Genomic DNA, 24,598 nt, shown 5'->3' with positions numbered 1-24,598 from the left:
GGATCTGTCTCAGGTGGCCTCGACGCGGGCGCGGTAGCGCAGCGCGATGCGGCGGCGCCCGTCGCGGACGTGGCGGGCCTCGGCCTTGCGGAAGGTGAGCGCGACAAGCCGGCCCTGGCCGAGGGTCAGCCCCGGGGCCTCGAGCGCCGCGCCGATGGCGGCGGCCGCGCGCTTGGCGTCGCGGAAGCCCGCGGCGCTGGAGTAGACGTTGACCTCGACCTCGTGCCAAGCGCCCCGGCCGCCCATGTCGGAGGCGTCGCGCACCACCTCGGGGCCGAGGGTCACATAGGTCTCGGGCAGCGCGCCCTCGGGCAGGGCGTCGTAGACATGGGCGCCGACCAGCGCGGTGAGCGCGGGATCGCCGCTCAGCCGGGCGAAAAGCGCCGTTTGCAGCGCCTCGGAGATCGCGTAGCTCATGCGCCCGCCCTCTCTTCCACGGTCAGGACCAGGTAGCGGGCGGCGGCATCGGCCTCCTGCACCGCGAGGATCTCGAACACCCGCCCGCCGAGCCGCAGCCGGTCGGTGACGCGGGGACGCGAGGCGCTGCCCTCGGGCAGGGCGCGGATGGTGACGCGGTAGCCGGCGCGCGCAAGCGTCCCGCCCGCGCCGCGGCCCTCGCGGCCCGCGCGCGGCGTCATCTCGGCCCAGAGGGTGCCGAGCGCCTGCCAGCCACCCGCCTGCCCGCCCACGCCGTCGGGCGCGGTCAGCCGGCGTTCCAGCGTCACCCGGCGCGAGAGCTGAGGCGCGCTCATGCCGAGAACCCCAGCCGCACCGGGCGGTAGCGCGCAAGCAGGCTCGAGACCCCGAAGGGCATGCAGCCCGCCGGCAGCGCCGTGTCGGTCCGGTGGTCGTAGAAATGCGCCGCCAGCATCAGCACCGCCTGGGCGAGATCCGGCGGCAGCGCGTCGAAATCGGCGCCGTAACCCGCGGTGAAGCGCAGCTCGGCGCTGCCGCCCTCGGGCACGGCGGGCAGCTCCGCCCCCAGGGGGCAGATCCGCGCGCCCTGCCCGTCCCGGTCGAGCCGGTAGCGCGTCGCGGGCACGAGTTCTGCCGCACCGGTGCGGTCGATCAGGGTCAGGCTCTCGATCGCGGTGACCGGGGCCAGGCCCAGCGCCTGCCCCTCGGCCCGGCGCCAGCCCGAGAGCGTCAGCAGGAAACGCCGGGCGATCAGCGCGCGGGCGGTGCGGCCCTCGATGGCGGTCAGCGCGGCGCGCAGGAAGGAGGCCAGGACCGCGTCCTGCAGGTCGTCCTCGGCAAAGCCCGAGCCCATCCTGAGGTGCCGCTTCAGCGCATCGACCGGCAGCGCGGCCTCGGGCACGGGGGTCTCTTCGGTCAGCATCATCGCGGGGGGTGTCCTCGGATCGGGGCGGGCACGGGTCTGGGATCAGGGTCTTGGAGGGGGGCGGCGGGCACAGGGCTCCGCCGCCCCCCCGGGGTTCGGGCGCGGGGATCAGCTCGCGGCGATGCGCAGAAGCTTGATCGCGGCGAAGTCCGACACGTCGCCGCCGACGCGCTTGGTGGCGTAGAACAGCACATGCGGCTTGGCGCTGAAGGGGTCGCGCAGGACCCGCAGGTCGGGCCGTTCGGCGATCGTGTAGCCGGCGCGGAAATCCCCGAAGGCGATGGGCGTGGCCCCGGCGGCGATCTCGGGCATGTCCTCGGCGATCACCACCCGGTAGCCCAGGAGCCGCGCCGGCTCGGCGCTGGCGAAGCCATCCGACCAGAGGTGCCGGCCGTCGGCGTCCTTGAGCTTGCGCAGCGCGCCCGCGGTCTTGGAGTTCATCACGAAGACCCCGCCCGCGCGGTATTCGGCCCCGAGCGCATAGACCAGTTCGATCAGCGCGTCGCCGTCGCCCACATCCGCCGTGGCGCCGCTCGGCACGGTGCCGATCTGGCCCCAGGCCCAGGCCGCCTCGTCGACCTGCGGATGGGTCAGGAAGCCCGTGGGCTTGTCGATCCCGTCGCCCGAGACGAAGGCCGCCGCCTCGGCACGGGCGAATTTCTCGGCGATCCGCGCGGCGAGCCAGGCCTCCACGTCGAAGGCCGCGTCGTCGAGCAGCCGCTGAGAGGCCTTGGGCATGGCGTTCAGCTCGAAGAGCGGCACCGAGATCCGCTCGATCGTGGGCGTGCCGGTCTCGCTGGTGGCGGCGGTCTCGTTGGCCCAGCCCGCGCCGGCGTCGTTGCGGTCGATCAGCACGTCGTAGGAGCTGGCCTCGACGTTGACGACATTGGCCACCGCGCGGATCGAGCCGCTGGCCGAGAGCACCGCGGCGATGCTGGCCGAGGTCTCGGGGTCGACAAGATAGCCGCCGTCGGAATTGACCTGGGTGGTCATCGCCTTGCCCTCGAGGGTCAGGCCGCGCAGGGCCTCCTCCTCGCCGCTGCGCAGATAGGCGGTGAAGGCTTCCTGGTGCGGCGCCCCGGCGGGCGTGGCCCCGGCCAGCGCCGGGCGGGCCGCGCGGATGGCGGATTTTCGATCAAGCATGGTCAGTCGCTCTTCCTGTGTGTCGAGTTTCTCGTAGAGGTCGGCCCGCATCGCGGTGATGTCGCCGATCAGCCCGGCCAGCGCCTGGCCGACCTCGGCCATCGCGCCGCCGTCACCGCTCCGCGGCGCGGTCGCATCCCTGTCGCTCATCCCTTGGCTCCCTTCTGCCCCGGCGCGGCGCCTTCGCCCGCCATCTCGCGACGGAGCCGCCGGAGCGTCTCCGCCAGCTCGCGCCAGGCCGCGGCGCCGGGGCTGTCGCCCTTGCCCGCGACCCGCGCACTGGGAAGCATCGGGAAGGTCACCAGAGAGACCTCCCAAAGCTCCAGTTCGGTCAGGACCCGCTGGCCCCGGTCGTTCTTGGTGGCGCGGAGCGTGCGGTAGCCGATCGACAGCCCGTCGATGGCGCCCGCGCGCACCAGTTCGGCGGCCTCCTCGGCGCGGGCCACCCCGCGCAGGAGCCGGCCTTTCACGCGCAGCCCGGTGGCGTCCTCGGCCACCTCGGACCAGACGCCGATCGGCTGGGCGGGGTCGTGCTGCCAGAGCATCCGCACCGCGCGCCCCTCCTGGGCGAGCCGCTTCAGCGAGGCCGCATAGGCCCCCGGCGCCACCACGTCGCCGCCCTGGTCGCAGGCCCCGAAGCGCGAGGCGTAGCCCGCGAGCTCGAGCCCCTCGCCGACCGTGACCGGCGCCTCGAAGCGGCATAATTTATGTTCCAGTTCCATGACTTGCCCTTTCCCCCGCCTCACGGGACCACGCTCAGAAGACCGGCCGCGCCCTGCACCAGGATCGCCGCCACCACGCCGTAGACCGCGAGCCAGAGCCGTCGCTCGAGCCGGGCGATCAGCGCCTCGATCCGGTCGAGCCGCTGGCCGAGCGTGGCGAACTGCAGCTCCGAGAGCCGCTCGTGCGCGGCGAGCTGCAGCCCGGGGGCGCAGTCGAAGCTCTCAGCAGGGCGGCGAGGCGCACTCATGGCTGTGCCTCGCCCTCGCCCTCGGCCAGCGGCGGCAGCCCCAGGAGACGGCGCTTTTCGCCCGCGCTCAGGAAGTCCGCCCCGGCGATCCGGGCCCATTGCTGGTCGCGCTCGGCGGCGAGCGCCGGCACCTGGTCGAGGTCGGGCTTGAGGCTCAGATCGGCGCCGAGATGCGCCGAGAGCCAGGCCCCGAGCCGCGCGGCGACACGGGTCGCCAGCGGCAGCACGGTCAGCCGGTAGAAGGCGCGATGGGCCTCCTGGTAGTTGGCATAGGTGGCCTCTCCGGGGATGCCCAGGAGCATCGGCGGCACCCCGAAGGCGACCGCGATCTCGCGGGCGGCGGCCTCCTTGGACTTGTGGAACTCCATGTCCGAGGGCGAGAAGCCCATGGGCTTCCAGTCGAGCCCGCCCTCGAGCAGCATCGGCCGCCCGGCGTTGCGCGCGCCCATGTGGTAGGCCTCCATCTCGCCCACCAGCCGGTCGTATTGCTCGGGGCTGAGCGTGCCCGGCCCCTCGCCCCCGGTGTAGACGATCGCCCCCGAGGGCCTGGCGGCATTGTCGAGCAGCCCCTTCGACCAGCGCGAGGCGGCGTTGTGCACGTCGAGCGCCTGGGCCGCGGGCTGCAGCGGCGAGAGCCCGTAGTGGTCGTCCTGCGGATGGAAGCATTTCAGGTGGCAGATCGCGCCCGCGGGCGCCTCGGCGGGGAAGCGGTGGGTGCGGCCGCCGACGGTGTAATCATAGGCCTCGGGCCAGCCGTCGGGCCCCGGCACCAGCCGCATCCGGTCGGAGCGCAGCACGTGCAGCTCGAGCGGCCGGCCGGTGGCGGTCGAGACGACCTCGAGGTAGCCGTCGCCGGCGAGGAGCAGCTGTCCGTAGAGCGCCTCGAGAAGCTCGGCCTGCCCCTGGCCGGGGTTCGGCCGGGAAAGCAGCGCCAGGAGCGGGTGGCTCTCGTAGCGCTGGCGGGCGTCCTGCAGGACCAGCGGCAGGGCGGCGGCGGCCTCGGCCACCAGCTTCACCGCGCGGAAACCGATCGGGTTGCCGGCAAAGCCCGTGCGGGTCAGCGAGGCGCTGTCGCGCGGCGACCAGGCGATGCGCCCGACGCTGGCCTGCGCGAGGATCGGGCCGGTGGCCGAGGCCTTGGCCGCCGGCGCGGATGCTGCGGTCTTGCGGAAGAAGTTGACGCCCATCTGGCCCGGCCCTCGCTGCTCGCCGCCGGGCATGTCCCCGCGGCATGAGAGGCAGGATCGGGGTTGGGCGGTTAACCACGTCTGAGCGGGGCGCGCGGTGGGGGGTGTGGGGGCGCAACGGGGGGGAGGGAGTGGGCGCTGGGGCGAGAGGCACATCCTGGTTCGGCGGGGGACATCGAGAACGCTCGCCGGGACGGAGGCCGCGACAGACAGACAACGATAGCGCGTCCTCCCGGCCAAGGCCCTCCCAGCGCAGCCCCCTCCTCTCAACACGCGCCACAGAGGGCGCGCGCCGGACCGGGGGCCGGCGCTGCCGACCTCGGGGCTAAGCGCTTTATCCCGACAAGGTCAGGGCTAGGGACATGCTATGCGCGCCACCCACAAGAGCGCCGGCCCAAGGGGCCGGTCCGGCGCGCGCCCGGCACCTTCGGTGCTATTCGGGCGCAAAAAGAAGGGCGTGGGTTGCAGATGGTGCACGATGGTCTTGCCCCGCGCCAGCCCCCCTCACAACCCCCGCACCCCCGGCACGCCCCGCTTCCCCGTCCCGAGGCACAGCTCGCTCAGCGCCCAGACCAGCGCATCGACCCGGTCGGGCGAGCCCTGCCCCTCGTAGCCCGTCGCGGTCATCCGGCACATCTCGTCCTCGAGCGCGCCAAGTCCGCGCAGATGCGCCACCCGGCCCTGTTCGTAAAGCGCCGCGACCGGCTCGGCGCGGGCCACCTTGCCGCGGGAGGCGCGGACCTTGCGCAGGGCGACCTCGGGGTCGATGGCGCGCAGGACCGCCTCGACCATGTCGCCGCCCTGGTTGACCTCGGCGACCATGCGCTCGGCCTGCCAGCGGGCCATGGCCCCCAGCGCGGCCTCGGCCCAGCCCTTGGGGCTGACGCCCTGGACGGTGGCATCCTCGAGGACCACCGCCCCGCCACCCCGCGCGAGCCCTGCGACCACGATCCCGCAGGCGTCCGAGGTCCGGTGCCCGGTCGCGGGCGGGTCCACCGCCACCAAGACGCGCGCCAGCTCGGGCACCTCGGAGCACCCCGCCGCCGCCAGCATGTCGCGGGTCCAGAGCGCGCCCGGCACATCCTCCAGGAGCGCGCCCTCGAGCTCCTGGCGGCCGAGCCGGGTGCCGGCGTATCGCGCCTCCATCTCGGCCAGGAAGCTCGCCGCGAGATTGGCGCGGTTGGCCGCGGTCGGCGCATGGCTGACCACCGTCGAGCCCCGCGCCAGAAGCCGCTTCAGCGCGGGCACATTGCGCGGCGTGGTGGTCACGCAGGCCTGCGGCAGCGCGCCCAGCCGCAACCCGAATTGCAGCATGTCCCAGACCTCCTCGGCCTTGCGCCACTTGGCCAGCTCGTCGGCCCAGGCGGCATCGAACTGCGGACCGCGGAGCGCCTCGGGCTCCTGCGCCGAAAAGGCCATGGCCTCGGCGCCGTTCGGCCAGACGAGGCAGCGCCGTGTGGCCTGCCAGACCGGCCGCCGGTCGGGCGGGCAGCAGGCCAGGATGCCGCTGTCGCCGAAGACCATGACCTCGCGCACCTGGTCGAGCGTCTCGCCCAGAAGTGCCAGCCGCCGGCACCGCCCGGGATCGCGCGGGCGCGGCCCCTCGACCTCGGTCCGCACCCATTCGGACCCGGCCCGGGTCTTGCCCGCGCCGCGCCCGCCCAGGATCACCCAGCTGCGCCAGTCGCCCGGCGGGGCCAGCTGATGCGGCAGCGCCCAGAGCTCGAAGAGGTAAGGCAGCGCGATCTCGGTGCCGGGATCAAGTCCCATCCCCGCCGCCCAGGGCGCAGCCGCAGCGCGGCAGCCGGGCCAGCCGGCAGCGAAGTTCCTCGCGGGCGGCCTCGAGATCGAGCCCCCAGTCGCCGGCGATCCCGGCCTTTTCGCGTTCGATACGGACAAGTTCAGCCTCCGTTTCCCTCAGGGCCCTAAGCCAGTAGCGGCTTTCTTCCAGGAGCTTCTTGCCCTGGCTCTTGTCGTCGCGGCCGATCTCGCCCGCGCGGATCTTTTCCTTGAGATCCCCCAGCGCCAGCCGCAGCTCGGCCAGGGTTTCGAGGAACGCGAGGCGTTCCTCCTCGAGCGCGCTTTCGCGGCCCATGGGGTCGATCAGGCTCATGTTTGGGTCCCTCCGCTCTGCCCCTGACGTCCGGTTGCCGGGGCCGCGCCACGGACCGACCAGAGGCACGACCCGGCGCGCCCCGGACAGGACAAGCCTGCGGGCACGCGGGTTCCGGGGCGGTGAGCCCGCCGCGCTTTACCGGATCGAAGGGAAGGTTCTCAGGGCGTCAACGGCCAGATCATCGGGATCATCAGCGAAGAGACCACCGCGATCAGGATATTCATCGGCACGCCCACCTTGAGGAAATCGGTGAACTGGTAGCCGCCCGGGCCATAGACCAGCGTGTTCGTCTGGTAGCCGATGGGCGTCGCGAAGGCGCAGGAGGCCGCCACCATGACCGCCACGACCAGCGGCCGGGGGTCGATGCCCAGCGCCTCGGCCAGCGAAATGGCGATCGGTGTCATCACCACCGCCACCGCGTTGTTCGAGACCATCTCGGTCAACACGCTGGTCAGCGCGAAGACCGCGAGGATCACGAAAACCCCGTCGAGACCCTGCATCCAGGGCGCGATCCAGCCCGCGATCATGCCCACGGCGCCGGTCTCCTCAAGCGCGGCGCCGATGGCGAGCATGGCGAAGATCAGCGCCAGGAGCTGGCCCTCGACGAAGGAAAACGCCTCGTCGGCGTCGATGCAGCGGGTCAGGAGCACCACCGCGACCGCCACCACGGCCAAGGCCAGGATCGGGGCGACGCCCAGGGCCGCCAGCACCACGATGCCCGCCAGAGCCAGGACCGCGATCGGCGCATGACCGCGCCGGAAGGCCCGGGCCGAGGGCTGGGAGACATCGACCAGGGCCATTTCCTCGGCCAGGCGCTTGATGTCGTCTGGCGCGCCTTCAAGAAGCAGCGTGTCGCCGACCCGCACCACCAGGTCATCGAGCTGCCGCCCGATGTTCTGGTTCCGCCGGTGCACCGCCAGCGGGTAGACGCCGAAACGCCGCCGCAGCCGCAGCGCGCCGAGCGAGCGGCCGACCATCTTGCAGCCCGGGGTGATCAGCACCTCGACCGTGGTCGTCTCGACCGAGGAAACCTGGTCGACGCGCTTCAGCGACTTGTTGCGCTGGAGGCTCAGAAGCTCGGTCATCTGGGTCCGCAGGACCACCCGGTCGCCGACCTCGAGCTCGACGCCCTGCAGGTTGCGGCGCAGCGACTGGTCGCCGCGGATCACGTCGATCAGCCGCACGCCCTCGCGCTTGAAAAGCTGGACGCTCAGCACCTCGCGGCCGACCAGGTTGGAATCGGGCGGGATCACCGCTTCGGTGAAGAACTTCATCCGGCTGCGGTCCTGCAGCATCCCCGCCATGGAGGAGCGCTCGGGCAGGACCAGGGGCCCCATGAAATACAGGTAGGTGACCCCCACCAGCACCAGCACGATGGCCAGTGGCGTGACCTCGAAGATGGTGAAGGGCTCGAGCCCGCGGCTCCGCGCGACGCCGTCGACCAGCAGGTTCGTCGAGGTGCCGATCAGCGTCAGCATGCCCCCGAGGATCGCCGCGTAACTGAGCGGGATCAACAACTTGGATGGGGCGAGCCCCAAGGTCCGGGCAAGCTGCACGAAGATCGGCAGCATGACCACGACCACAGGAGTGTTGTTCATCACCGCCGAGGCGGCGACCACCACCACCATGATCGAGAACAGCGCGAGCTTCGGCCGCTTCTGCGCCTTGTCCTGCGCGTAATTGGTGAAGGCCTCGAGGGCCCCGGTTCGGACCAGCGCCCCCATGACCACGAACATCGCCGCGATGGTCCAGGGCGCGTTGTTCGACAGGACCGAGAGCGCCGCCTCATAGGGCAGCGCGCCCAGCACCAGAAGCACCGCCACCCCGCCGATCGCCACCACCTCGACCGGGTAGAGCTCGGTCACGAAGAGGATCAGCATGCCCAGGATGACGGCCATGGTGATATAGGCCGCGGTGTCCTGGCTGAATTGAAAGATATCCATCTAGGCTCGCAGCTCTTCCCCGCCTGACGTCGCATATTGCAGATGCGGGCAGGCGGCAGCAAGCGTTCGCGGCACCGCAGTGTGCGGGGAGGACGCCAGCGCCTCGCCACTGCTGCCGGACCGGGCGCCGGACAGGGCGCCGGGTCTCAGAACGGCACGTCGTCGGCGGCGCAGACGAAGCGCGACACGACCTTCTTGGTGCCCGCCTTCTCGAAGTCGACCTCGAGCTTGTCGCCCTCGATGCCGACGATGGCGCCATAGCCGAACTTCTGGTGAAAGACCCGCTCGCCCATCACGTAGGACGAGGTCGCGTCGAGGTCGATCACCTGGTGGCGCGCCTCGCGGGGCTGGCTCATCGGGCGTTCGCCCGAGCGCGCCTGCAGCCGCTTCCAGCCGGGGCTGTTGTAGACATCGGCGCGGCTCGCGCGGTCGTGCAGGTCGCTGGCCGAACGCGCCATGATCTCGGGCGAGGCATGGGCCGCCATGCCCGCCGCCCCGTAGCCGCCGCCATAAAGCCCCGGCGGGGTCAACACCTCGACATGGGCCTCGGGCAGCTCGTCGATGAAACGCGAGGGCATCTGGCTTTGCCACTGGCCGAAGACCCGCCGGTTTCCGGCAAAGGAGATCGTGCAGACCTCCTCGGCACGGGTGATGCCGACATAGGCCAGCCGCCGCTCTTCCTCGAGGCCCTTCAGCCCCTGTTCGTCCATCGAGCGCTGCGAGGGGAAGAGCCCGTCTTCCCAGCCCGGCAGGAAGACCGCCGGAAACTCCAGACCCTTGGCCGCGTGCAGCGTCATGATCGAGACCTTGGCCCCGCCGTCGTCGCTTTCGTTGTCCATGACCAGGCTGACGTGTTCGAGGAACCCCTGCAGGTTCTCGAAGCCCTCGAGCGCCTTCACCAGCTCCTTGAGGTTCTCGAGCCGGCCCGGCGCCTCGGGCGTCTTGTCGTTCTGCCACATGCCCGTATAGCCCGATTCGTCGAGCACGATCTCGGCCAGCTCCATGTGGCTGATCTCGGGCGGGCCGTACTCGTAGCGCACCGCCTCGGGCCCGGCCTCTGTGTCGAGCACCGCGTCGGGGTCGGTCTCGACCTGCACCAGCGGGCCGCGCACCATCCGGCCCCAGCGCGCCAGGTCGTCGACCAGCGCCTTGAGCGCGACGCCACCCTTGCCCTTGATCGCGCCTTCCTCGGCGGCGATGCGCGCGCCCTCCAGAAGGCTCACCCCGTGCGAGCGGGCGGTCTGCTGGATGGTCTGCTGCGCCTTGTCGCCCAGCCCGCGCTTGGGCACGTTCACGATGCGCTCGAAGGCCAGGTCGTCGCCGGGCGAGACCACCAGCCGGAAGTAGGCCATGGCGTCGCGGATCTCCATGCGCTCGTAGAAGCGCGGGCCGCCGATCACCCGGTAGGGCAGTCCGATGGTGAGGAAGCGGTCCTCGAAGGCGCGCATCTGGTGCGAGGCCCGCACCAGGATCGCCATGTCGTCCAGCGAATAGGGCCGCATCCCGCGGGTGCCGCCCTGCATGGATTCGATTTCCTCGCCGACCCAGCGGGCCTCTTCCTCGCCGTCCCAATGGCCGATGAGACGGACCTTCTCACCCTCCTGGGCCTCGGTCCAGAGCTCCTTGCCGAGCCGCCCCTCGTTGCCCGCGATCACGCCGCTGGCGGCGGCCAGGATATGCGGGGTCGAGCGGTAGTTCTGTTCGAGCCGCACCACGTGGGCGCCGGGGAAATCCTTCTCGAAGCGCAGGATGTTGCCCACTTCTGCGCCGCGCCAGCCGTAGATCGACTGGTCGTCGTCGCCCACGCAGCAGACGTTGCGATGCCCCGAGGCCAGGAGCCGCAGCCAGAGATACTGCGCCACGTTGGTGTCCTGGTATTCGTCCACCAGGATGTAGCGGAACCAGCGCTGGTATTGCGCCAGCACGTCCTCGTGGCGCTGGAAGATCGTGACCATGTGCAGAAGCAGGTCGCCGAAATCCACCGCGTTCAGCTCGCGCAGGCGGGCCTGGTATTCGGCATAAAGCGCCGGGCCCTCGTGGTTGAAGGCGCTGGCGTCGGCGGCGGGCACCCGGTCGGGGCCGATGGCGCGGTTCTTCCAGCCGTCGATCACCCCGGCGAGCTGCCGCGCCGGCCAGCGCTTCTCGTCGATGCCGCGCGCCACGATGAGCTGTTTCATCAGCCGCTGCTGGTCGTCGCTGTCGAGAATGGTGAAGTTCGACTTCAGCTCGACCAGCTCGGCATGGCGCCGCAAAAGCTTCACGCAGATCGCGTGGAAGGTGCCGAGCCAGGGCATGCCCTCGACGGTGTGGCCCAGCATCTTGCCGACCCGGTTCTTCATCTCGCGCGCGGCCTTGTTGGTGAAGGTCACGGCGAGGATCTCGTTCGGGCGGGCGCGCTGGGTGTTCAGAAGATGCACGATGCGCGCGGTCAGCGCCTTGGTCTTGCCGGTGCCGGCCCCGGCCAGCATGAGCACCGGCCCGTCCAGGGTCTCGACCGCCTCGCGCTGCGCGGGGTTCAGCTCGTCCAGATAGGGCGCGCCCCGCGCCTGCATGGCGCGCGCCGACAGCGAGGCGCCCTCGAAGGCGTCCATTTCGTCGAAACTGCTCATGGCGCGAATGTAACCGCGGCGGGCGGCGAAAGAAAGACGGGGTTCACCAATTGTTCACTTCTCGGCGGGTATCAATGTGTCGCGCCGGGCCGGGGCGTGAGTTGTGCGCCGGCCCTCCTGCCGCGCGGCCCTTGCCGGGGCCTCGCGGAGCTTGACGACGGATGTTGCCCATGACCGCTTCCGCCGCGCCATCCGCCGCCGCCGCAGGTCCTTCGGGGCCCGCGCCGGGCGGCACCGCGCCCCTGACACCCGCCGCATCCGCGGCCGGCCCTGCCGCCGCGCGCCAGGCGCTGCGCCAGCGCGGGGCGCGTCTTCGCCGCCGGCTGACCCGCATCGGCCTCTCGCTGGCCTTCGTCGCCGCCGTCGGCAGCGGCATGACCGCGATCACCGTGCTGGCCCCGGCCCCGGTCATCGACTGGAGCCTGCGCGACGCCATCGTCTCCGACGCCATGCTCTGGCGCCAGCGCCTGCTCGACCAGCTCGAACGGGGCAGCGACACCTTCGCCCGCGCCGCGGTGACCGAGGCCGACGAGGGCTACCTGATGGGCATCCCCAAGGCATCGAATCTCTACCGACTGAAGCTTTTCGACGCCGAAGGACGGGTGTTCTGGTCGACCCGCCCGGATCTCGTGGGCGCCACGATCTCCTCGCCCGAGCTGCTCGAGGTGCTGGCCGCCGGCGCGGTCTTCTACGAACAGGAGAAAAAGGCCCCCTCCGAGATCGACCAGCACCGCTTCCACATGCTCACCAGCGAGATGGAGCATGGCGCGCACGACCATGACATCGCCGAGATGTATACCCCGGTGATGGAAAACGGCCGCATGGTCGGCGCCATCGAGTTTTACGCCGATCTGACCACCCTGCGCGAGCCGCTGGTCGACAAGGCCCGCGCGGCGCTGGCGCTTCTGACGGTGCTGGTGACCCTGGTCGCCGCCGCGGCGGTGGTGATCAGCGGGCGGCGCAGCAAGGCGCGCTACCTCGCCATGCGCGACCGCGCCGCTGCCGAGAAGACGGGCCTCGAACGGCAGATGCGGCTGGCGCGCGACGTCCAGCTCCTGGGCGAGCTGAACGAATGGCTGCAATCCTCCGCCTCATTGGATGAGCTCTTCGAGATGGTCGCGCGCTTCATGACGCACATGCTCCCCGAGGTGGAAGGCTCGGTCTACGTCTATTCCAACAGCCGCGACGTGCTGGACGGCATGGCCGCCTGGAACGGCGGGCGCACCGCCGATCACATCCGCCCCGACAGCTGCTGGGGCCTGCGCCGCGGCCGCAGCTACGCCTATGGCAGCAGCGAGGTGAACTTCGCCTGCGCCCATGTGCCCGACGTGGACGACCGCGCCTATTACTGCTTCCCGATCCTCGCCCATGGCGAAACCGTGGGCCTCATGCATGTCCGCGCCCGCCCCGAGATCACCAACGCCCGCTTCCGCGAACTGCGCAAGCTCGCCCAGATGTGCGCCGAACAGATCAGCCTGGCCATCGCCAACGTGCGGATGCGCGACCAGCTGCACGACCAGTCGGTGCGCGACCCGCTGACCGGCCTCTACAACCGCCGCCACCTGACCGAGGCGCTGCGCCGCGCCATCGACGGCGCCGCCCGCAGCATGGGCGCCGCGGCGCTCCTCTCCTTCGACGTGGACCATTTCAAGAAGTTCAACGACACCCACGGCCATGACGCCGGCGACATGGTGCTGCGCGCCGTGGGCTCGGCCATGGACGCGCTGGCCGACGGCGACGAGGCCGCCTGCCGCACCGGCGGAGAGGAGTTCATGCTGCTCCTGCCCGAGGCCGACGCCGAGGCCGCCATGGACCGCGCCGAGCTTCTGCGCCGCACCGTCGAGGCGGTGACCGTGCGCTACGGCGAAAAGACCCTGCCGCATATCTCGATCTCAGTGGGCGTGGCGGTCTTCCCCGACCACGGGCGCCTGCCCCAGGACCTCATGCGCGCCGCCGACGAGGCGCTCTACGAGGCCAAGCATCGGGGCCGGAACCAGGTGGTCCTCGCCGGCAGCGGCGCGGCCCTCGAGGCGCCCGACACGGCGGAGGCGCCCCGCGCGGCGCTCAACGGGTCTGGCACGACGGAAGGGCACCGCCCGTCCCTCGACGCGCCCGGCACTGCGGAGACGCAGCACCGCACGCAATCCGGCACGACCGACACGGCCTCAGGTCAGCACCAGGCCCTCCGCACCGCACCAACGGCCCTCGACGCGGCACCGCAGAAAGCCGGTCCGGCGCCCGAAGCCGCGCTCCGCAAGGCGACTGAGCCCGGCACGCCCTCCGGCGCATCCCCCCGCAAAACCGCCCAGACCGCCGCCCCGCGCGGCCCCGCGGGCGCCGTCAGGAACGGCCCCGAGGGCCCGCAAAAACCCGCCACACACGGCACTGGTTGAGGTCAGAATAGTTCCACCCTACGATGCTGCGCAGCAGAAAATTGCGGGGTGGACCCAAAATGCCAGACTTCCAAAAAATCCTCATCGCCAACCGCGGCGAGATCGCGATCCGCATCATGCGCGCCGCCAACGAGATGGGCAAACGCACGGTTGCCGTCTTCGCCGAGGAGGACAAGCTGGGTCTGCACCGCTTCAAGGCCGACGAGGCCTATCGCATCGGCGAGGGCCTCGGCCCGGTCCAGGCCTATCTCTCGATCGAAGAGATCATCCGCGTCGCCAAGGAAAGCGGCGCCGACGCGATCCACCCGGGCTACGGCCTCCTCTCCGAGAACCCCGATTTCGTCGACGCCTGCGACGCCGCCGGCATCGTCTTCATCGGCCCCAAGGCCAAGACCATGCGCGCGCTCGGCGACAAGGCCTCGGCCCGCCGCGTCGCCATCGAGGCCGGCGTCCCGGTGATCCCCGCGACCGAGGTCCTGGGTGACGACATGAAGAAGATCCGCGCCGAGGCCGACGAGATCGGCTACCCGCTGATGCTCAAGGCCTCCTGGGGCGGCGGCGGCCGCGGCATGCGCCCGATCCTCTCGGCCGACGAGCTCGAGGACAAGGTCAAGGAAGGCCGCCGCGAGGCCGAGGCCGCCTTCGGCAACGGCGAGGGCTACCTCGAGAAGATGATCACCCGCGCCCGCCACGTCGAGGTGCAGATCCTCGGCGACAGCCAGGGCAACATCTACCACCTCTTCGAGCGCGACTGCTCGGTCCAGCGCCGCAACCAGAAGGTCGTCGAACGCGCCCCCGCGCCCTATCTCTCGGACGCCCAGCGCGAACAGCTCTGCGAGCTCGGCCGCAAGATCTGCGCCCATGTGAACTACGAATGCGCCGGCACCGTCGAGTTCCTGATGGATATGGACAGCGGCGAGTTCTACTTCATCGAGGTCAACCCGCGCGTCCAGGTCGAACATACCGTCACCGAGGAGGTGACCGGCATCGACATCGTCCAGGCGCAGATCATGATCGCCGAGGGCAAGAGCCTGGCCGAGGCCACCGGCAAGGCCAGCCAATACGACATCGCGCTGAACGGCCACGCGCTGCAGACCCGGATCACCACCGAGGATCCGACCAACAACTTCATCCCCGACTACGGCCGCATCTCGGCCTATCGCTCGGCCACCGGCATGGGCATCCGGCTCGACGGCGGCACCGCCTATGCCGGCGGCGTCATCACCCGCTACTACGATTCGCTCCTGGTGAAGGTCACCGCCTGGGCCGCCACGCCCGAGAAGGCCATCGCCCGGATGGACCGCGCGCTGCGCGAATTCCGCATCCGCGGCGTCTCGACCAATATCGAGTTCGTCGAGAACCTGTTGCGCCACCCGACCTTCCTGTCGAACCGCTACACCACCAAGTTCATCGACGAGACGGCGGACCTGTTCGACTTCAAGCCGCGCAAGGACCGCGGCACCAAGGTGCTGACCTATATCGCCGACATCACGGTGAACGGGCACCCCGAGACCGAAGGCCGCCGCAAGCCCGCCGCCGACCTGCGCCCGGCGAAACCGCCCAAGCCCCTGACCGAGACGCCCGCCAAGGGCACCCGCAACCTCCTCGAGGAGAAGGGCCCCCAGGCGGTCGCCGACTGGATGGCCGCGCAGAAGCAGCTCCTGATCACCGACACCACAATGCGCGACGGCCACCAGTCGCTCCTGGCCACGCGCATGCGCTCGATCGACATGATCAAGGTGGCGCCGAGCTATGCCGCCAACCTGCCGCAGCTCTTCTCGGTCGAATGCTGGGGCGGGGCGACTTTCGACGTGGCCTACCGCTTCCTGCAGGAATGCCCCTGGCAGCGGCTGCGCGACATTCGCGCCAAGATGCCCAACGTGATGACCCAGATGCTGCTGCGCGCCTCGAACGGCGTGGGCTACACGAACTACCCCGACAACGTGGTCGAGGGCTTCGTGAAGCAGGCCGCCACCTCGGGCGTCGACGTCTTCCGGGTCTTCGACAGCCTGAACTGGGTCGAGAACATGCGCGTCGCCATGGACGCCGTGATCGAGAGCGGCAAGCTCTGCGAAGGCACGATCTGCTACACCGGCGACATCAACGATCCCGACCGGGCGAAATACGACCTCAAGTATTACGTCGCCATGGGCAAGGAGCTGAAGGCCGCCGGCGCCCATGTGCTGGGCCTGAAGGACATGGCGGGGCTGCTGAAACCCGCCGCCGCCGGCCCGCTGATCCGCGCCCTGAAAGACGAGGTCGGCCTGCCGATCCACTTCCACACCCATGACACCTCGGGCGCGGCCATCGCCACGGTCATGGCCGCCGCCGAGGCCGGCGTCGACGCGGTGGATGCCGCCATGGACGCGCTCTCGGGCAATACCTCGCAGCCGACCCTGGGCTCGATCGTCGAGGCCACGCGCTTCACCCCACGCGAGACCGGGCTCGACATCAAGTCGATCCGCGCGATCTCGGACTACTGGGAGGTGGTGCGCGCGCAATATGCGGCCTTCGAATCGGCCATGCAGTCGCCCGCCTCCGAGGTCTACCTGCACGAGATGCCGGGCGGCCAGTTCACCAACCTGCGCGCCCAGGCGCGCTCCATGGGGCTCGAGGAACGCTGGCCCGAGGTGGCGCGCACCTATGCCGAGGTGAACCAGATGTTCGGCGACATCGTGAAGGTCACGCCCTCGTCGAAGGTGGTGGGCGACATGGCGCTGATGATGGTCAGCCAGGGCATCACCCGCGACGAGGTCGAGGACCCCAAGAAGGACATCTCCTTCCCCGATTCGGTCATCGACATGATGAAGGGCAACCTCGGCCAGCCTCCCGGCGGCTGGCCCAAAGGGCTGCAGAAGAAGGTGCTCAAGGGCGAGAAACCGCTCAGCGACCGGCCCGGCAAGCACCTCAAGCCCGTCGACATCGAGGCCGCCCGCGCCGAGTTGGCCGGCAAGTTCGAGGACGTCGAATTCGACGACGAGGACCTGAACGGCTACCTGATGTATCCCAAGGTCTTCACCGATTACATCGCGCGCCACCAGCAATACGGCCCGGTGCGCACCCTGCCGACCAAGACCTTCTTCTACGGCATGGAACCCGGCGAGGAGATCACCGCCGAGATCGACCCGGGCAAGACGCTCGAGATCCGGCTGATCACCGTGGGCGAGACCCAGGAAAACGGCGAGGCCCGCGTCTTCTTCGAGCTGAATGGCCAGCCGCGCTCGGTCCGGGTGCCGGACCGCAAGGCCACCGGCGGCAAGGCCGCGGCGCTCAAGGCCGAGATGGGCAACGCCGATCACGTCGGCGCGCCGATGCCGGGTGTGGTCGCCTCGGTCGCGGTGGAGCCGGGCAAATCGGTGAAACAGGGCGATCTTCTGCTCACCATCGAGGCGATGAAGATGGAGACCGGCCTGCACGCCGAGCGCGACGCCAAGGTCAAGGCGGTGCACGCCAAGCCCGGCGCCCAGATCGACGCCAAGGACCTGCTGGTCGAATACGAATGAGCAGCGGGTCCCCGCGCCGCCGCCTCGCCCTGGTCTCGGTCCTGGTGCCGGACTACGCGGCGGGGCTGGCGTTCTTCGTCGACACGCTCGGCTTCGAGTGCCGCGAGGACAGCGACTTGGGCGGCGGCAAACGCTGGGTCCGGGTCGCCCCCGAGGGCGCGGAGACCGAGTTCCTCCTGGCCGAGGCCAAGGAAGACCAGCGCGCCGCCATCGGCGCCCAGGGCGGCGGACGCGTCTGGCTGTTCCTCGCGACCGACGATTTCGACCGCGATCACGCGCTTTTCACCCGCCGCGGGGTGGTCTTCGAAGAGGCGCCCCGCCATGCCCCCTACGGCAAGGTCGCGGTCTTCCGCGACCCTTTCGGCAACCGCTGGGATCTGATCGAATACGCCCAGGGTTAGGGCCCTGAGGCCCCCAAGGCCCCGACGGCACGCGCCCCGCGGCGCCCGACATCCGCCCCAGCAAGGGAAGGCACCCCATGAGCAAGCTCACACTCTCCGCCGCCGATCTGGTCGCCGAGGCGCGCAGCCAGATCGCCGAGATCCCCACCGAGGAGGCGCTGTCGCTCGCCGAGGCCGAGGATGTGGTGATCATCGACATCCGCGACGTGCGCGAACGCGCCAAGACCGGCTACATCCCCGGCTCGGTGCATGCCCCGCGCGGCATGCTCGAGTTCTGGGTCGACCCCGACAGCCCCTATTTCCGCGAGGTCTTCGGCCAGCAGGACAAGCGCTACGTCTTCCACTGCGCCTCGGGCTGGCGCTCGGCGCTGGCGGTCTTCCAGCTGCAGAAGATGGGCTTCGAGGCTGCGCATCTGCGCGACGGCTTCAACGACTGGGTGGCCAAGGGCGGCCCGGTGACCGGCCCCGAAGCCCAGAAGGGCTGAGGGGGGAAATTTCCTGCCGCCGCGCGAAATTTTCCCCTTGCAGCCCGCGCGGCGATTTTTTACATCCGCGTCACTCGATTGGTAAGCGGGCGTAGCTCAGGGGTAGAGCATTACCTTGCCAAGGTAAGGGTCGGGCGTTCGAATCGCCTCGCCCGCTCCAAATCGAGCCAGACGATGGATAAGCGGGCGTAGCTCAGGGGTAGAGCATTACCTTGCCAAGGTAAGGGTCGGGCGTTCGAATCGCCTCGCCCGCTCCATCGGTCTTCTTCTCTTCAGAAAGTTTCGGGATCTGCGCCGAGCGCCGTCGCGCGCCGCTGTGTCGGGCCTCATCGAACCGCGCCCCGCCGTCGGGCGTCCCGCCCGACGACATCACCCCCGAGCCGCCACGCCCCCTGCCCCGCTCAGAACGCCTTGAAGGTCAGCGTCGTCAGCGACCGCTCGATCCCCGGGATCACCAGCAGGTTCTCGTTGATGAACTTCCCGATGTCCTGGTCCTCGGGCACATAGAGCTTCAGCAGCAGGTCGTATTCCCCGGAGGTCGAATAGAGCTCCGAATGCAGCTCGCGCAGGGCGATCTCCTCGGCGACCTCGTAGGTCTTGCCGGGCGTGCAGCGGATCTGGATGAAGACACAGGCGCTCATGGCACTCTCCCTTAAGCTCGGGCGCCAAGCTGGCACGGAAGTCACGGGCGCACAATGCCCCCGCGAACCGCCCCTTTTACTTCGCCGGACCGAGACCTATAACCCGCCCCGAACGCAGGAAGGACGCCCAGGATGCGCAAGGCCGAGATCACCCGAAAGACCGCCGAGACCGAGATCTCGGTCACGCTGGAGCTCGACGGCAGCGGCACTTTCGACAACCAGACCGGCGTCGGCTTCTTCGACCACATGCTCGACCAGCTGGCGCGCCACGCGCTTTTCGACATGACGGTGCGCTGCGACGGCGACCGCCATGTCGACGACCACCACAGCGTCGAGGACACCGGCATCGCCATCGGCCAGGCGCTGGCCAAGGCCATCGGCGACAAGCGCGGCATTCGCCGCTACGGCGCCTGCCTCCTGCCCATGGACGACGCGCTGGTGCGCGCCGCGCTCGACCTCTCGGGCCGGCCCTACCTGGTCTGGAACGTGGCACTCCCCTCCGAGAAGATCGGCAGCTTCGACACCGAGCTGGTGCGCGAGTTCTTCCAGGCGCTGGCCACCCATGGCGGCATCACCCTGAACGTCGAGGCGCTCTCGGGGCTGAACAGCCACCACATCACCGAGGCCGCCTTCAAGGCCGTCGCCCGTGCCCTGCGCGAGGCGGTCGAGCCTGACCCCCGCACATCCGACGCCATCCCATCGACGAAGGGCTCGCTCTGACCATGCTCACCGCGATCATCGACTACGAAAGCGGCAACCTGCACTCCGCCGACAAGGCTTTCCGCAACATGGCCCGCGAGCATGACGCCGGCGAGGTCGTGGTGACCTCCGAGGCCGAGATGGTCGCCCGCGCCGACCGCATCGTGCTGCCCGGCGACGGCGCCTTCCCGGCCTGCGCCGCGGCGCTGCGCGGCAAGGGCGGCGTCTACGAGGCGCTGCTCGAGGCGGTCGAGACCAAGGGCCGGCCCTTCATGGGCATCTGCGTCGGCATGCAGCTCATGGCCCGCAAGGGCCACGAATACGAAGAGGCCGAGGGCCTGGGCTGGGTCGACGGCGAGGTCTTGAAGATCACCCCCTCGGACCCGGCGCTCAAGGTGCCGCACATGGGCTGGAACGACCTGGTGATCGACCAGCCGCACCCGGTGCTCGAGGGCGTGCAGACCGGCGATCACGCCTATTTCGTGCATTCCTACCAGATCCGCATGGCCGATGCGGCGCAGCGGCTTTCCTACGTCGATTACGGCGAGGAGGTCACCGCGGTGGTGGGATCGGAGAACCGCATCGGGCTGCAGTTCCACCCCGAGAAAAGCGCGGCCACCGGCCTGCGGATGATCGCGAACTTCCTGAAGTGGGCGCCCTGAGCGGGATCTGAGCCGGGCGCGGCGGGCAGGTTTGTGCGTGGGCGAAGGCCCGGCGCACCCGCGCCCGACGCCCGGACCGAAAGCGCGACAGCCAACGCCCGGCTACGGTGCCGCGCTCCGGCCCCACGCGCCTCAGCGCCCCACCCCACCCATCAAAAAAGGCCGGGCACCCGCCCGGCCTTTCTTGCATCACGACACCGGCCCCGGCGCCCCGGGGCCCGCGATCAGTTCACCCGGCTCCAGGTCTGGCTCGAGCAGATCAGCCCGCCCGCGACGCAGCCCTGCAGCTTCAGCGTATTGCCGTTGAGCTGCATCTTGCCCAGGTAAATCTTGTCGTTCGACGGCCGCCAGACGCGGCCCTCGTATTTGCCGCCCCCCTGCGGGACCATGTTGCGCACCAGCGCCTTGCCCTTGTTGGGCGAGTCGTATTCACCCTCGGCGTTGAAGGTGCGGTCGATGGTGCCGCAGATCTTGCCGCCGTTGCAGCTCACCAGGCCGATATGGGCATAGGACCCGTCGTCGACTTCGGTCTTCCAGGTGCCGAGGATCGGATCGGCGAAGGCCGCGGTGGCGCTCAGGGCCAGGCCCGCCAGGGCCATCAGGACAGGCTTCATGACTTTCCTCCCAAAAAGTTCATCGCCCGCAGCCTGACGCGCTTTGCCCGCGCCGATCAAGGTTGACGCAAGGTCGCGTTGCATGTGCCGTCCCGTCATGCCATCTGGCCTGCGACCCGAGAGCCTTGGAAGCACCGCCATGATCCTTTTCCCCGCCATCGACCTCAAGGACGGCCAGGCCGTGCGCCTCCTGCGCGGCGACATGGAGAAATCCACCGTCTTCAACGACGACCCCGCCGACCAGGCGCAGGCCTTTGTCGCGGCGGGCTGCGACTGGCTGCATCTCGTCGACCTGAACGGCGCCTTCGCGGGAACGCCGGTCAATGCCGCCGCGGTCGAGGCGATCCTCGCCGCTTGCCCGGACACGCCGGCGCAGCTTGGCGGCGGCATCCGCGACATGGCGACCATCGAGACCTGGCTCGACAAGGGGCTGGCGCGGGTGATCCTCGGCACCGTGGCGGTGGAACAGCCCGACCTCGTGCGCGAGGCCGCGCGCGCCTTCCCGGGCCAGGTGGCCGTGGGCATCGACGCCCGCGACGGCCGCGTCGCCACCAAGGGCTGGGCACAGACCACCGATGTCGACGCCACCGATCTGGCCCGCAGCTTCGAGGACGCGGGCGTCGCGGCGATCATCTACACCGACATCAACCGCGACGGCGCCATGGGCGGGCCCAACACCGCCGCGACCGAGGCCCTGGCCCGCGCGGTCTCGATCCCGGTCATCGCCTCGGGCGGGGTTTCCTCGCTCGAGGACCTGACGCGGCTGCGCGACACCGGGGTGATCGCCGGGGCGATCTCGGGCCGGGCGCTCTACGACGGGGCGCTCGACCTCTCGGCGGCACTCGCCGCGCTCAAGGCCTGAGAAGCGCCCCTTCGCGCGCCGCTCACTCCGACGTGGCGGCGCCGGTAAGCTTCTCCAGCGCGCCGGCCATCTGGTCCAGGTAGCCCGCCTCGGGCGCGACCCCGTAGCCCTCGAACATCGCCGCGGGCGTCTCGTAGGCGAGCTGCACCTGCCCTTCGGCATCCTCGTAGGCCAGGACCTTCAGCGGCAGCTGCAGCCCGGCCAGCGGGTCGTCCTGCATGGCCGGCGTGCCGATCTTGGGGTTACCGAAGATCAGAAGCTCGCTTTCGGAGAGCTCCATCTCCACTCTCTCGGCCCCGCCGGCGTGATCGACCCGGGCGAAGATCGTCGCGCCCGCGTTCTTCACCGCGGTCTCGAGCTTGTCGATGGTCACCGCCACCGAATGCGGGCTTTCCTTCTGCACCACATGTTCGTCGGCCAACGCCGGGGCGGCCCCCAGAAGCAGGCAGGACAGGGCGGCGACGGGGCGGGCAAAGCGAGTCATCTGTGTCTCCTCAATCAATACTGCCCCCCAACGCGCGCCCCCGCCCCGCCGTTTCCCCGCCCCGGCCCGACTGGCCGACTTGTGATCGGCGCCGCGCTTCGGCATATCCGGGGGCAAGCGAAAGGACGGATGTTTCATGCTGAAGACACGTATCATCCCCTGTCTCGACGTGGCCGATGGCCGCGTGGTCAAGGGCGTCAACTTCGTCGACCTGCGCGATGCGGGCGATCCGGTGGATGCCGCGCGCGCCTATGACGCCGCCGGCGCCGACGAGATCTGTTTCCTCGACATCACCGCCAGCCACGAGGACCGCGACACCATGCTCGACGTGGTGACCCGGACCGCCGAGCAGTGCTTCATCCCGCTCACCGTCGGCGGCGGCGTCCGCTCGGTCGAGGATGTGCGCAAGCTCCTGCTGGCGGGCGCCGACAAGGTCAGCTTCAACTCCGCCGCGGTGGCCGATCCCGACGTGGTGACCCGCGCCGCCGACCAGTTCGGCAGCCAGTGCATCGTGGTGGCGATCGACGCCAAGACCGTCGAGGACGGCCGCTGGGAGATCTTCACCCATGGCGGCCGCCGCGCCACCGGCATCGACGCGGTGGACTTCGCGCTCACCATGCAGGCCAAGGGCGCGGGCGAGATCCTCCTGACCTCGATGGACAAGGACGGCACCCGCTCGGGCTTCAACATCCCGCTGACCCGCGCCATCTCCGAGGCGGTGACGATCCCGGTGATCGCCTCGGGCGGCGTCGGAACGCTCGACCACCTGGTCGAGGGCGTGACCGAGGGCGGCGCCTCGGCGGTGCTGGCGGCCTCGATCTTCCACTTCGGCGATTACACCATCGCCGAGGCGAAGGAGCACCTGGCCCAGCACGGCATCCCGGTGCGCCGATGACCCTCGAGGAACTGGCAGAGATCGTCGCCACCCGCGCCGCGGCCGACCCCGAGGAGAGCTGGACCGCGAAGCTCCTGGCCAAGGGCCCGGAGAAATGCGCCGAGAAATTCGGCGAAGAGGCGGTCGAGGCGATCATCGAGGCCGCCAAGGGCGACCGTGCGCGGCTCACCTCCGAGGCCGCCGACGTGCTCTTTCACCTCTTGGTGATGCTGCGCGCCCGCGACGTGGAGCTTTCCGACGTCATGGAAGAGCTTGCCGCGCGCCAGGCGCGCTCGGGCCTCGCCGAAAAGGCCGCCCGCGGGAACTGAGCGCCGCGCCCCTCCTTCATCTTGGTCAAAATACCTCGGGAGCGCGAGGGCAGCGCCCTCGCCCGGGCCCCGAGGCGGGGCCCGGCCGTCCGGCCTCGGGCCATCCGCGCCAGCGCCGAGAGCAGCGCGGCCACTTCCGCGCGGGTGTTGTAGTGGCAGAAGGAGACCCGCACCGCCGAGCCCAGCCCCAGCGGATCGAGCACGTTGCCCGAATAGTGGTCCGCCTTGCGGGTATGGGTGCGGATGCCCTCGGCGTTCAGCCGCTCGACGATCTCGGTCGCCTCGAGCCGGGCATGGGCGAAGGTCACCAGCCCCTCGCGGCGGGCGTTCTCGGCCCCGCCCAGCACCGTGACCTCGGGCATCTCGGCCAGGCCGCGCAGGTTGTCGGTGCCGAAGAGCGCCGCGTCGCAAAGCATCTTCTCCTGCGCCGCGATGGCGCCCGCGGCGGCCTCGAGCCGTGCCCGCGGCGCCTCGGCGCCCGAGACCGCGCCGCCGAGCCAGTCGAAATAGGCCACCACGTCCGAGAAGGTCGCATAAGCCCCGGTGTCCCGGGTGCCGAGCTCCCAGCCGCCCGGGCCGCCGGCGAGCGTGTCATGCGGCAGGTCCGCCAGCCGGTCCGAGGCCCAGGCCACCCCGTAGCCGTGCCGCGAGAAGACCTTGTAGGGCGAGATCACGTAGCCATCGACATCCGCGCCGTCGATGTCGATGCCGCCGTGGCAGGCGTGCTGGATCCCGTCGACGATGACCAGCGCCTCGGGCGCGACGGCGCGGATCGCCGCGGTGATGCCAGCGATGTCGTTGCCGATGCCGGTCACAGGCGAGGTGTGCAGGATGGTGGCGACCCGGGTCTCGGGCGTCACCAGCCGGGCGTAATCCTCGGGGCCGACACCGCCCGTGGCGCTGTCATGCGGCACCTCGACATAGGGCCGGCCGGATTCGGCCGCCCAGCGCCGCGCCGCCGAGCGCGAGGCGGGATGTTCCACCGAGGAGCCCAGCACATGGCCGCCCTCGGGCGCACCGAGGCAGGCCTCGCGGATCAGCCGGAACAGCAGCTCGGTGCCGCTTTCGCCCAGGATCACCTGGCCGCCCTCGGCGTTGAAGAAGCGCCGCGCATCGGCGCGCGCCCGGTCGATCGCGGCGTTGAGCGCGGCGCTCGCGGCATTGGCCCGGCCCTGGTTGTCGGGCACCGCGGCGTAGCGCGCGGTGGTCTCGACCACGGATTTCAGCGTCAGCGCCCCGCCCGCGTTCTCGAAGAAGACGCGCGGGCCGGTGAAGGGGCAGCTCTCGACATGGGCGAAGCGGTCGCGGACTTCCGCGATCAACCCGTCATGGGCCTCGATG

23 protein-coding genes, 2 tRNA genes and 1 pseudogene are annotated in these 24,598 nt (G+C 70.3%); 11 read left to right on the top strand and 15 right to left on the bottom strand.

Features of this window, described 5'->3' with window-relative positions; translation table 11 throughout:
• Window positions 1-9 precede the first annotated feature (9 nt).
• The 11 genes from ACX938_RS00585 to ACX938_RS00535 form a co-directional block, all read right to left on the bottom strand.
• On the bottom strand, window positions 10-417 hold the full coding sequence (locus ACX938_RS00585; protein ID WP_459429559.1) for a DUF3168 domain-containing protein: 408 nt from the start codon (window positions 415-417) through the stop codon (window positions 10-12).
• The gene (locus ACX938_RS00580) at window positions 414-752 is read right to left on the bottom strand and encodes a head-tail adaptor protein (protein WP_459429558.1); all 339 of its coding nucleotides are present in this window, start codon (window positions 750-752) and stop codon (window positions 414-416) included. The genes ACX938_RS00585 and ACX938_RS00580 overlap by 4 nt, the downstream gene beginning before the upstream one ends.
• Window positions 749-1,342 carry a head-tail connector protein gene (locus ACX938_RS00575; protein ID WP_459429557.1) on the bottom strand — a complete coding sequence of 198 codons (594 nt, stop codon included), beginning with the start codon at window positions 1,340-1,342 and terminating at the stop codon, window positions 749-751. The genes ACX938_RS00580 and ACX938_RS00575 overlap by 4 nt, the downstream gene beginning before the upstream one ends.
• A gap of 108 nt (window positions 1,343-1,450) precedes the next feature.
• Window positions 1,451-2,635 (bottom strand): phage major capsid protein, encoded by a 1,185-nt coding sequence (locus tag ACX938_RS00570; protein WP_459429556.1) that lies wholly within the window; start codon window positions 2,633-2,635, stop codon window positions 1,451-1,453.
• Window positions 2,632-3,207, bottom strand: a complete 576-nt coding sequence (locus ACX938_RS00565; protein WP_459429555.1) for an HK97 family phage prohead protease — start codon at window positions 3,205-3,207, stop codon at window positions 2,632-2,634. Before ACX938_RS00565 ends, ACX938_RS00570 begins: the two co-directional genes overlap by 4 nt.
• Window positions 3,208-3,227: 20 nt before the next feature.
• The gene (locus tag ACX938_RS00560; protein ID WP_232752497.1) at window positions 3,228-3,455 is read right to left on the bottom strand and encodes a GTA head formation protein, RCAP_rcc01685 family; all 228 of its coding nucleotides are present in this window, start codon (window positions 3,453-3,455) and stop codon (window positions 3,228-3,230) included.
• A complete protein-coding gene (locus ACX938_RS00555) occupies window positions 3,452-4,642 on the bottom strand; it encodes a phage portal protein (protein ID WP_459429554.1) in 1,191 nt (396 codons plus the stop codon). Before ACX938_RS00555 ends, ACX938_RS00560 begins: the two co-directional genes overlap by 4 nt.
• A 504-nt stretch (window positions 4,643-5,146) precedes the next feature.
• A complete protein-coding gene (locus tag ACX938_RS00550; protein ID WP_459429553.1) occupies window positions 5,147-6,412 on the bottom strand; it encodes a DNA-packaging protein in 1,266 nt (421 codons plus the stop codon).
• Window positions 6,402-6,755, bottom strand: a complete 354-nt coding sequence (locus tag ACX938_RS00545; protein ID WP_232752500.1) for a hypothetical protein — start codon at window positions 6,753-6,755, stop codon at window positions 6,402-6,404. Before ACX938_RS00545 ends, ACX938_RS00550 begins: the two co-directional genes overlap by 11 nt.
• 161 nt (window positions 6,756-6,916) lie before the next feature.
• Window positions 6,917-8,701, bottom strand: a complete 1,785-nt coding sequence (locus ACX938_RS00540) for an SLC13 family permease (RefSeq protein ID WP_459429552.1) — start codon at window positions 8,699-8,701, stop codon at window positions 6,917-6,919.
• A gap of 146 nt (window positions 8,702-8,847) precedes the next feature.
• Complete coding sequence (locus tag ACX938_RS00535; RefSeq protein ID WP_459429551.1) at window positions 8,848-11,310, bottom strand: ATP-dependent helicase; 2,463 nt, start codon at window positions 11,308-11,310, stop codon at window positions 8,848-8,850.
• Window positions 11,311-11,480: 170 nt separating this feature from the next.
• Between ACX938_RS00535 and ACX938_RS00530 the strand changes: the two genes are divergently transcribed.
• From ACX938_RS00530 to ACX938_RS00505, 6 genes are all read left to right on the top strand, one after another.
• Window positions 11,481-13,703, top strand: a complete 2,223-nt coding sequence (locus ACX938_RS00530) for a sensor domain-containing diguanylate cyclase (protein ID WP_459429550.1) — start codon at window positions 11,481-11,483, stop codon at window positions 13,701-13,703.
• A gap of 59 nt (window positions 13,704-13,762) precedes the next feature.
• Entirely contained in the window at window positions 13,763-17,206 is a 3,444-nt protein-coding gene (locus tag ACX938_RS00525; protein WP_459429549.1) for a pyruvate carboxylase, read from the top strand.
• Window positions 17,203-17,607 (top strand): VOC family protein, encoded by a 405-nt coding sequence (locus tag ACX938_RS00520; protein ID WP_459429548.1) that lies wholly within the window; start codon window positions 17,203-17,205, stop codon window positions 17,605-17,607. Before ACX938_RS00525 ends, ACX938_RS00520 begins: the two co-directional genes overlap by 4 nt.
• A 77-nt stretch (window positions 17,608-17,684) precedes the next feature.
• The gene (locus ACX938_RS00515; RefSeq protein ID WP_459429547.1) at window positions 17,685-18,092 is read left to right on the top strand and encodes a rhodanese-like domain-containing protein; all 408 of its coding nucleotides are present in this window, start codon (window positions 17,685-17,687) and stop codon (window positions 18,090-18,092) included.
• A gap of 85 nt (window positions 18,093-18,177) precedes the next feature.
• Window positions 18,178-18,252, top strand: a tRNA-Gly gene (locus ACX938_RS00510).
• 22 nt (window positions 18,253-18,274) lie between these two features.
• A tRNA-Gly gene (locus tag ACX938_RS00505) sits at window positions 18,275-18,349 on the top strand.
• A 144-nt stretch (window positions 18,350-18,493) separates the two neighbouring features.
• On the opposite strand, the gene ACX938_RS00500 is transcribed toward ACX938_RS00505, so the two are convergent.
• Window positions 18,494-18,733 carry an Lrp/AsnC ligand binding domain-containing protein gene (locus tag ACX938_RS00500; protein WP_232752507.1) on the bottom strand — a complete coding sequence of 80 codons (240 nt, stop codon included), beginning with the start codon at window positions 18,731-18,733 and terminating at the stop codon, window positions 18,494-18,496.
• Between the two features lie 132 nt (window positions 18,734-18,865).
• Between ACX938_RS00500 and hisB the strand changes: the two genes are divergently transcribed.
• Both hisB and hisH read left to right on the top strand, forming a co-directional pair.
• A complete protein-coding gene (hisB, locus tag ACX938_RS00495; protein WP_459429546.1) occupies window positions 18,866-19,453 on the top strand; it encodes an imidazoleglycerol-phosphate dehydratase HisB in 588 nt (195 codons plus the stop codon).
• A 2-nt stretch (window positions 19,454-19,455) separates the two neighbouring features.
• Window positions 19,456-20,094, top strand: coding sequence for an imidazole glycerol phosphate synthase subunit HisH (hisH, locus tag ACX938_RS00490; RefSeq protein WP_232752509.1), 639 nt, complete (start codon window positions 19,456-19,458; stop codon window positions 20,092-20,094).
• 224 nt (window positions 20,095-20,318) lie between these two features.
• On the opposite strand, the gene ACX938_RS00485 is transcribed toward hisH, so the two are convergent.
• Window positions 20,319-20,708, bottom strand: a complete 390-nt coding sequence (locus ACX938_RS00485; RefSeq protein ID WP_459429545.1) for a DUF2147 domain-containing protein — start codon at window positions 20,706-20,708, stop codon at window positions 20,319-20,321.
• A 139-nt stretch (window positions 20,709-20,847) separates the two neighbouring features.
• On the opposite strand from ACX938_RS00485, the gene hisA reads away from it, so the two are divergent.
• Window positions 20,848-21,570, top strand: coding sequence for a 1-(5-phosphoribosyl)-5-[(5-phosphoribosylamino)methylideneamino]imidazole-4-carboxamide isomerase (gene hisA / locus ACX938_RS00480; protein ID WP_459429544.1), 723 nt, complete (start codon window positions 20,848-20,850; stop codon window positions 21,568-21,570).
• Window positions 21,571-21,592: 22 nt separating this feature from the next.
• On the opposite strand, the gene ACX938_RS00475 is transcribed toward hisA, so the two are convergent.
• On the bottom strand, window positions 21,593-22,054 hold the full coding sequence (locus ACX938_RS00475; RefSeq protein ID WP_459429543.1) for a DUF302 domain-containing protein: 462 nt from the start codon (window positions 22,052-22,054) through the stop codon (window positions 21,593-21,595).
• A 136-nt stretch (window positions 22,055-22,190) separates the two neighbouring features.
• On the opposite strand from ACX938_RS00475, the gene hisF reads away from it, so the two are divergent.
• Window positions 22,191-22,949, top strand: a complete 759-nt coding sequence (gene hisF, locus ACX938_RS00470) for an imidazole glycerol phosphate synthase subunit HisF (protein WP_232752513.1) — start codon at window positions 22,191-22,193, stop codon at window positions 22,947-22,949.
• Window positions 22,946-23,257, top strand: a complete 312-nt coding sequence (locus tag ACX938_RS00465) for a phosphoribosyl-ATP diphosphatase (protein WP_459429542.1) — start codon at window positions 22,946-22,948, stop codon at window positions 23,255-23,257. Before hisF ends, ACX938_RS00465 begins: the two co-directional genes overlap by 4 nt.
• Before the next feature lie 101 nt (window positions 23,258-23,358).
• Here the strand turns inward: ACX938_RS00465 and ACX938_RS00460 are convergent.
• A pseudogene (locus tag ACX938_RS00460) lies at window positions 23,359-24,597 on the bottom strand (aminotransferase class V-fold PLP-dependent enzyme); the annotation flags it as partial.
• Window position 24,598 lies beyond the last annotated feature (1 nt).

The organism is Roseivivax sp. (assembly GCF_054552075.1).
Note: the sequence above shows the minus strand (reverse complement) of the source record. Positions and strands in the feature narration are given on the sequence as shown.

Bases quoted from the DNA above. Each gene is read 5' to 3' on its own strand.
- ACX938_RS00580 (WP_459429558.1), bottom strand. From the start codon at position 752: ATGAGCGCGCCTCAGCTCTCGCGCCGGGTGACGCTGGAACGCCGGCTG.
- ACX938_RS00540 (WP_459429552.1), bottom strand. From the start codon at position 8,701: ATGGATATCTTTCAATTCAGCCAGGACACCGCGGCCTATATCACCATG.
- hisB (WP_459429546.1), top strand. From the start codon at position 18,866: ATGCGCAAGGCCGAGATCACCCGAAAGACCGCCGAGACCGAGATCTCG.
- hisA (WP_459429544.1), top strand. From the start codon at position 20,848: ATGATCCTTTTCCCCGCCATCGACCTCAAGGACGGCCAGGCCGTGCGC.
- hisH (WP_232752509.1), top strand. From the start codon at position 19,456: ATGCTCACCGCGATCATCGACTACGAAAGCGGCAACCTGCACTCCGCC.
- ACX938_RS00555 (WP_459429554.1), bottom strand. From the start codon at position 4,642: ATGGGCGTCAACTTCTTCCGCAAGACCGCAGCATCCGCGCCGGCGGCC.
- ACX938_RS00485 (WP_459429545.1), bottom strand. From the start codon at position 20,708: ATGAAGCCTGTCCTGATGGCCCTGGCGGGCCTGGCCCTGAGCGCCACC.
- ACX938_RS00465 (WP_459429542.1), top strand. From the start codon at position 22,946: ATGACCCTCGAGGAACTGGCAGAGATCGTCGCCACCCGCGCCGCGGCC.
- ACX938_RS00550 (WP_459429553.1), bottom strand. From the start codon at position 6,412: ATGGGACTTGATCCCGGCACCGAGATCGCGCTGCCTTACCTCTTCGAG.
- ACX938_RS00565 (WP_459429555.1), bottom strand. From the start codon at position 3,207: ATGGAACTGGAACATAAATTATGCCGCTTCGAGGCGCCGGTCACGGTC.
- ACX938_RS00585 (WP_459429559.1), bottom strand. From the start codon at position 417: ATGAGCTACGCGATCTCCGAGGCGCTGCAAACGGCGCTTTTCGCCCGG.
- ACX938_RS00545 (WP_232752500.1), bottom strand. From the start codon at position 6,755: ATGAGCCTGATCGACCCCATGGGCCGCGAAAGCGCGCTCGAGGAGGAA.
- ACX938_RS00560 (WP_232752497.1), bottom strand. From the start codon at position 3,455: ATGAGTGCGCCTCGCCGCCCTGCTGAGAGCTTCGACTGCGCCCCCGGG.
- ACX938_RS00500 (WP_232752507.1), bottom strand. From the start codon at position 18,733: ATGAGCGCCTGTGTCTTCATCCAGATCCGCTGCACGCCCGGCAAGACC.
- ACX938_RS00515 (WP_459429547.1), top strand. From the start codon at position 17,685: ATGAGCAAGCTCACACTCTCCGCCGCCGATCTGGTCGCCGAGGCGCGC.
- hisF (WP_232752513.1), top strand. From the start codon at position 22,191: ATGCTGAAGACACGTATCATCCCCTGTCTCGACGTGGCCGATGGCCGC.
- ACX938_RS00575 (WP_459429557.1), bottom strand. From the start codon at position 1,342: ATGATGCTGACCGAAGAGACCCCCGTGCCCGAGGCCGCGCTGCCGGTC.
- ACX938_RS00520 (WP_459429548.1), top strand. From the start codon at position 17,203: ATGAGCAGCGGGTCCCCGCGCCGCCGCCTCGCCCTGGTCTCGGTCCTG.
- ACX938_RS00475 (WP_459429543.1), bottom strand. From the start codon at position 22,054: ATGACTCGCTTTGCCCGCCCCGTCGCCGCCCTGTCCTGCCTGCTTCTG.
- ACX938_RS00530 (WP_459429550.1), top strand. From the start codon at position 11,481: ATGACCGCTTCCGCCGCGCCATCCGCCGCCGCCGCAGGTCCTTCGGGG.
- ACX938_RS00570 (WP_459429556.1), bottom strand. From the start codon at position 2,635: ATGAGCGACAGGGATGCGACCGCGCCGCGGAGCGGTGACGGCGGCGCG.
- ACX938_RS00535 (WP_459429551.1), bottom strand. From the start codon at position 11,310: ATGAGCAGTTTCGACGAAATGGACGCCTTCGAGGGCGCCTCGCTGTCG.
- ACX938_RS00525 (WP_459429549.1), top strand. From the start codon at position 13,763: ATGCCAGACTTCCAAAAAATCCTCATCGCCAACCGCGGCGAGATCGCG.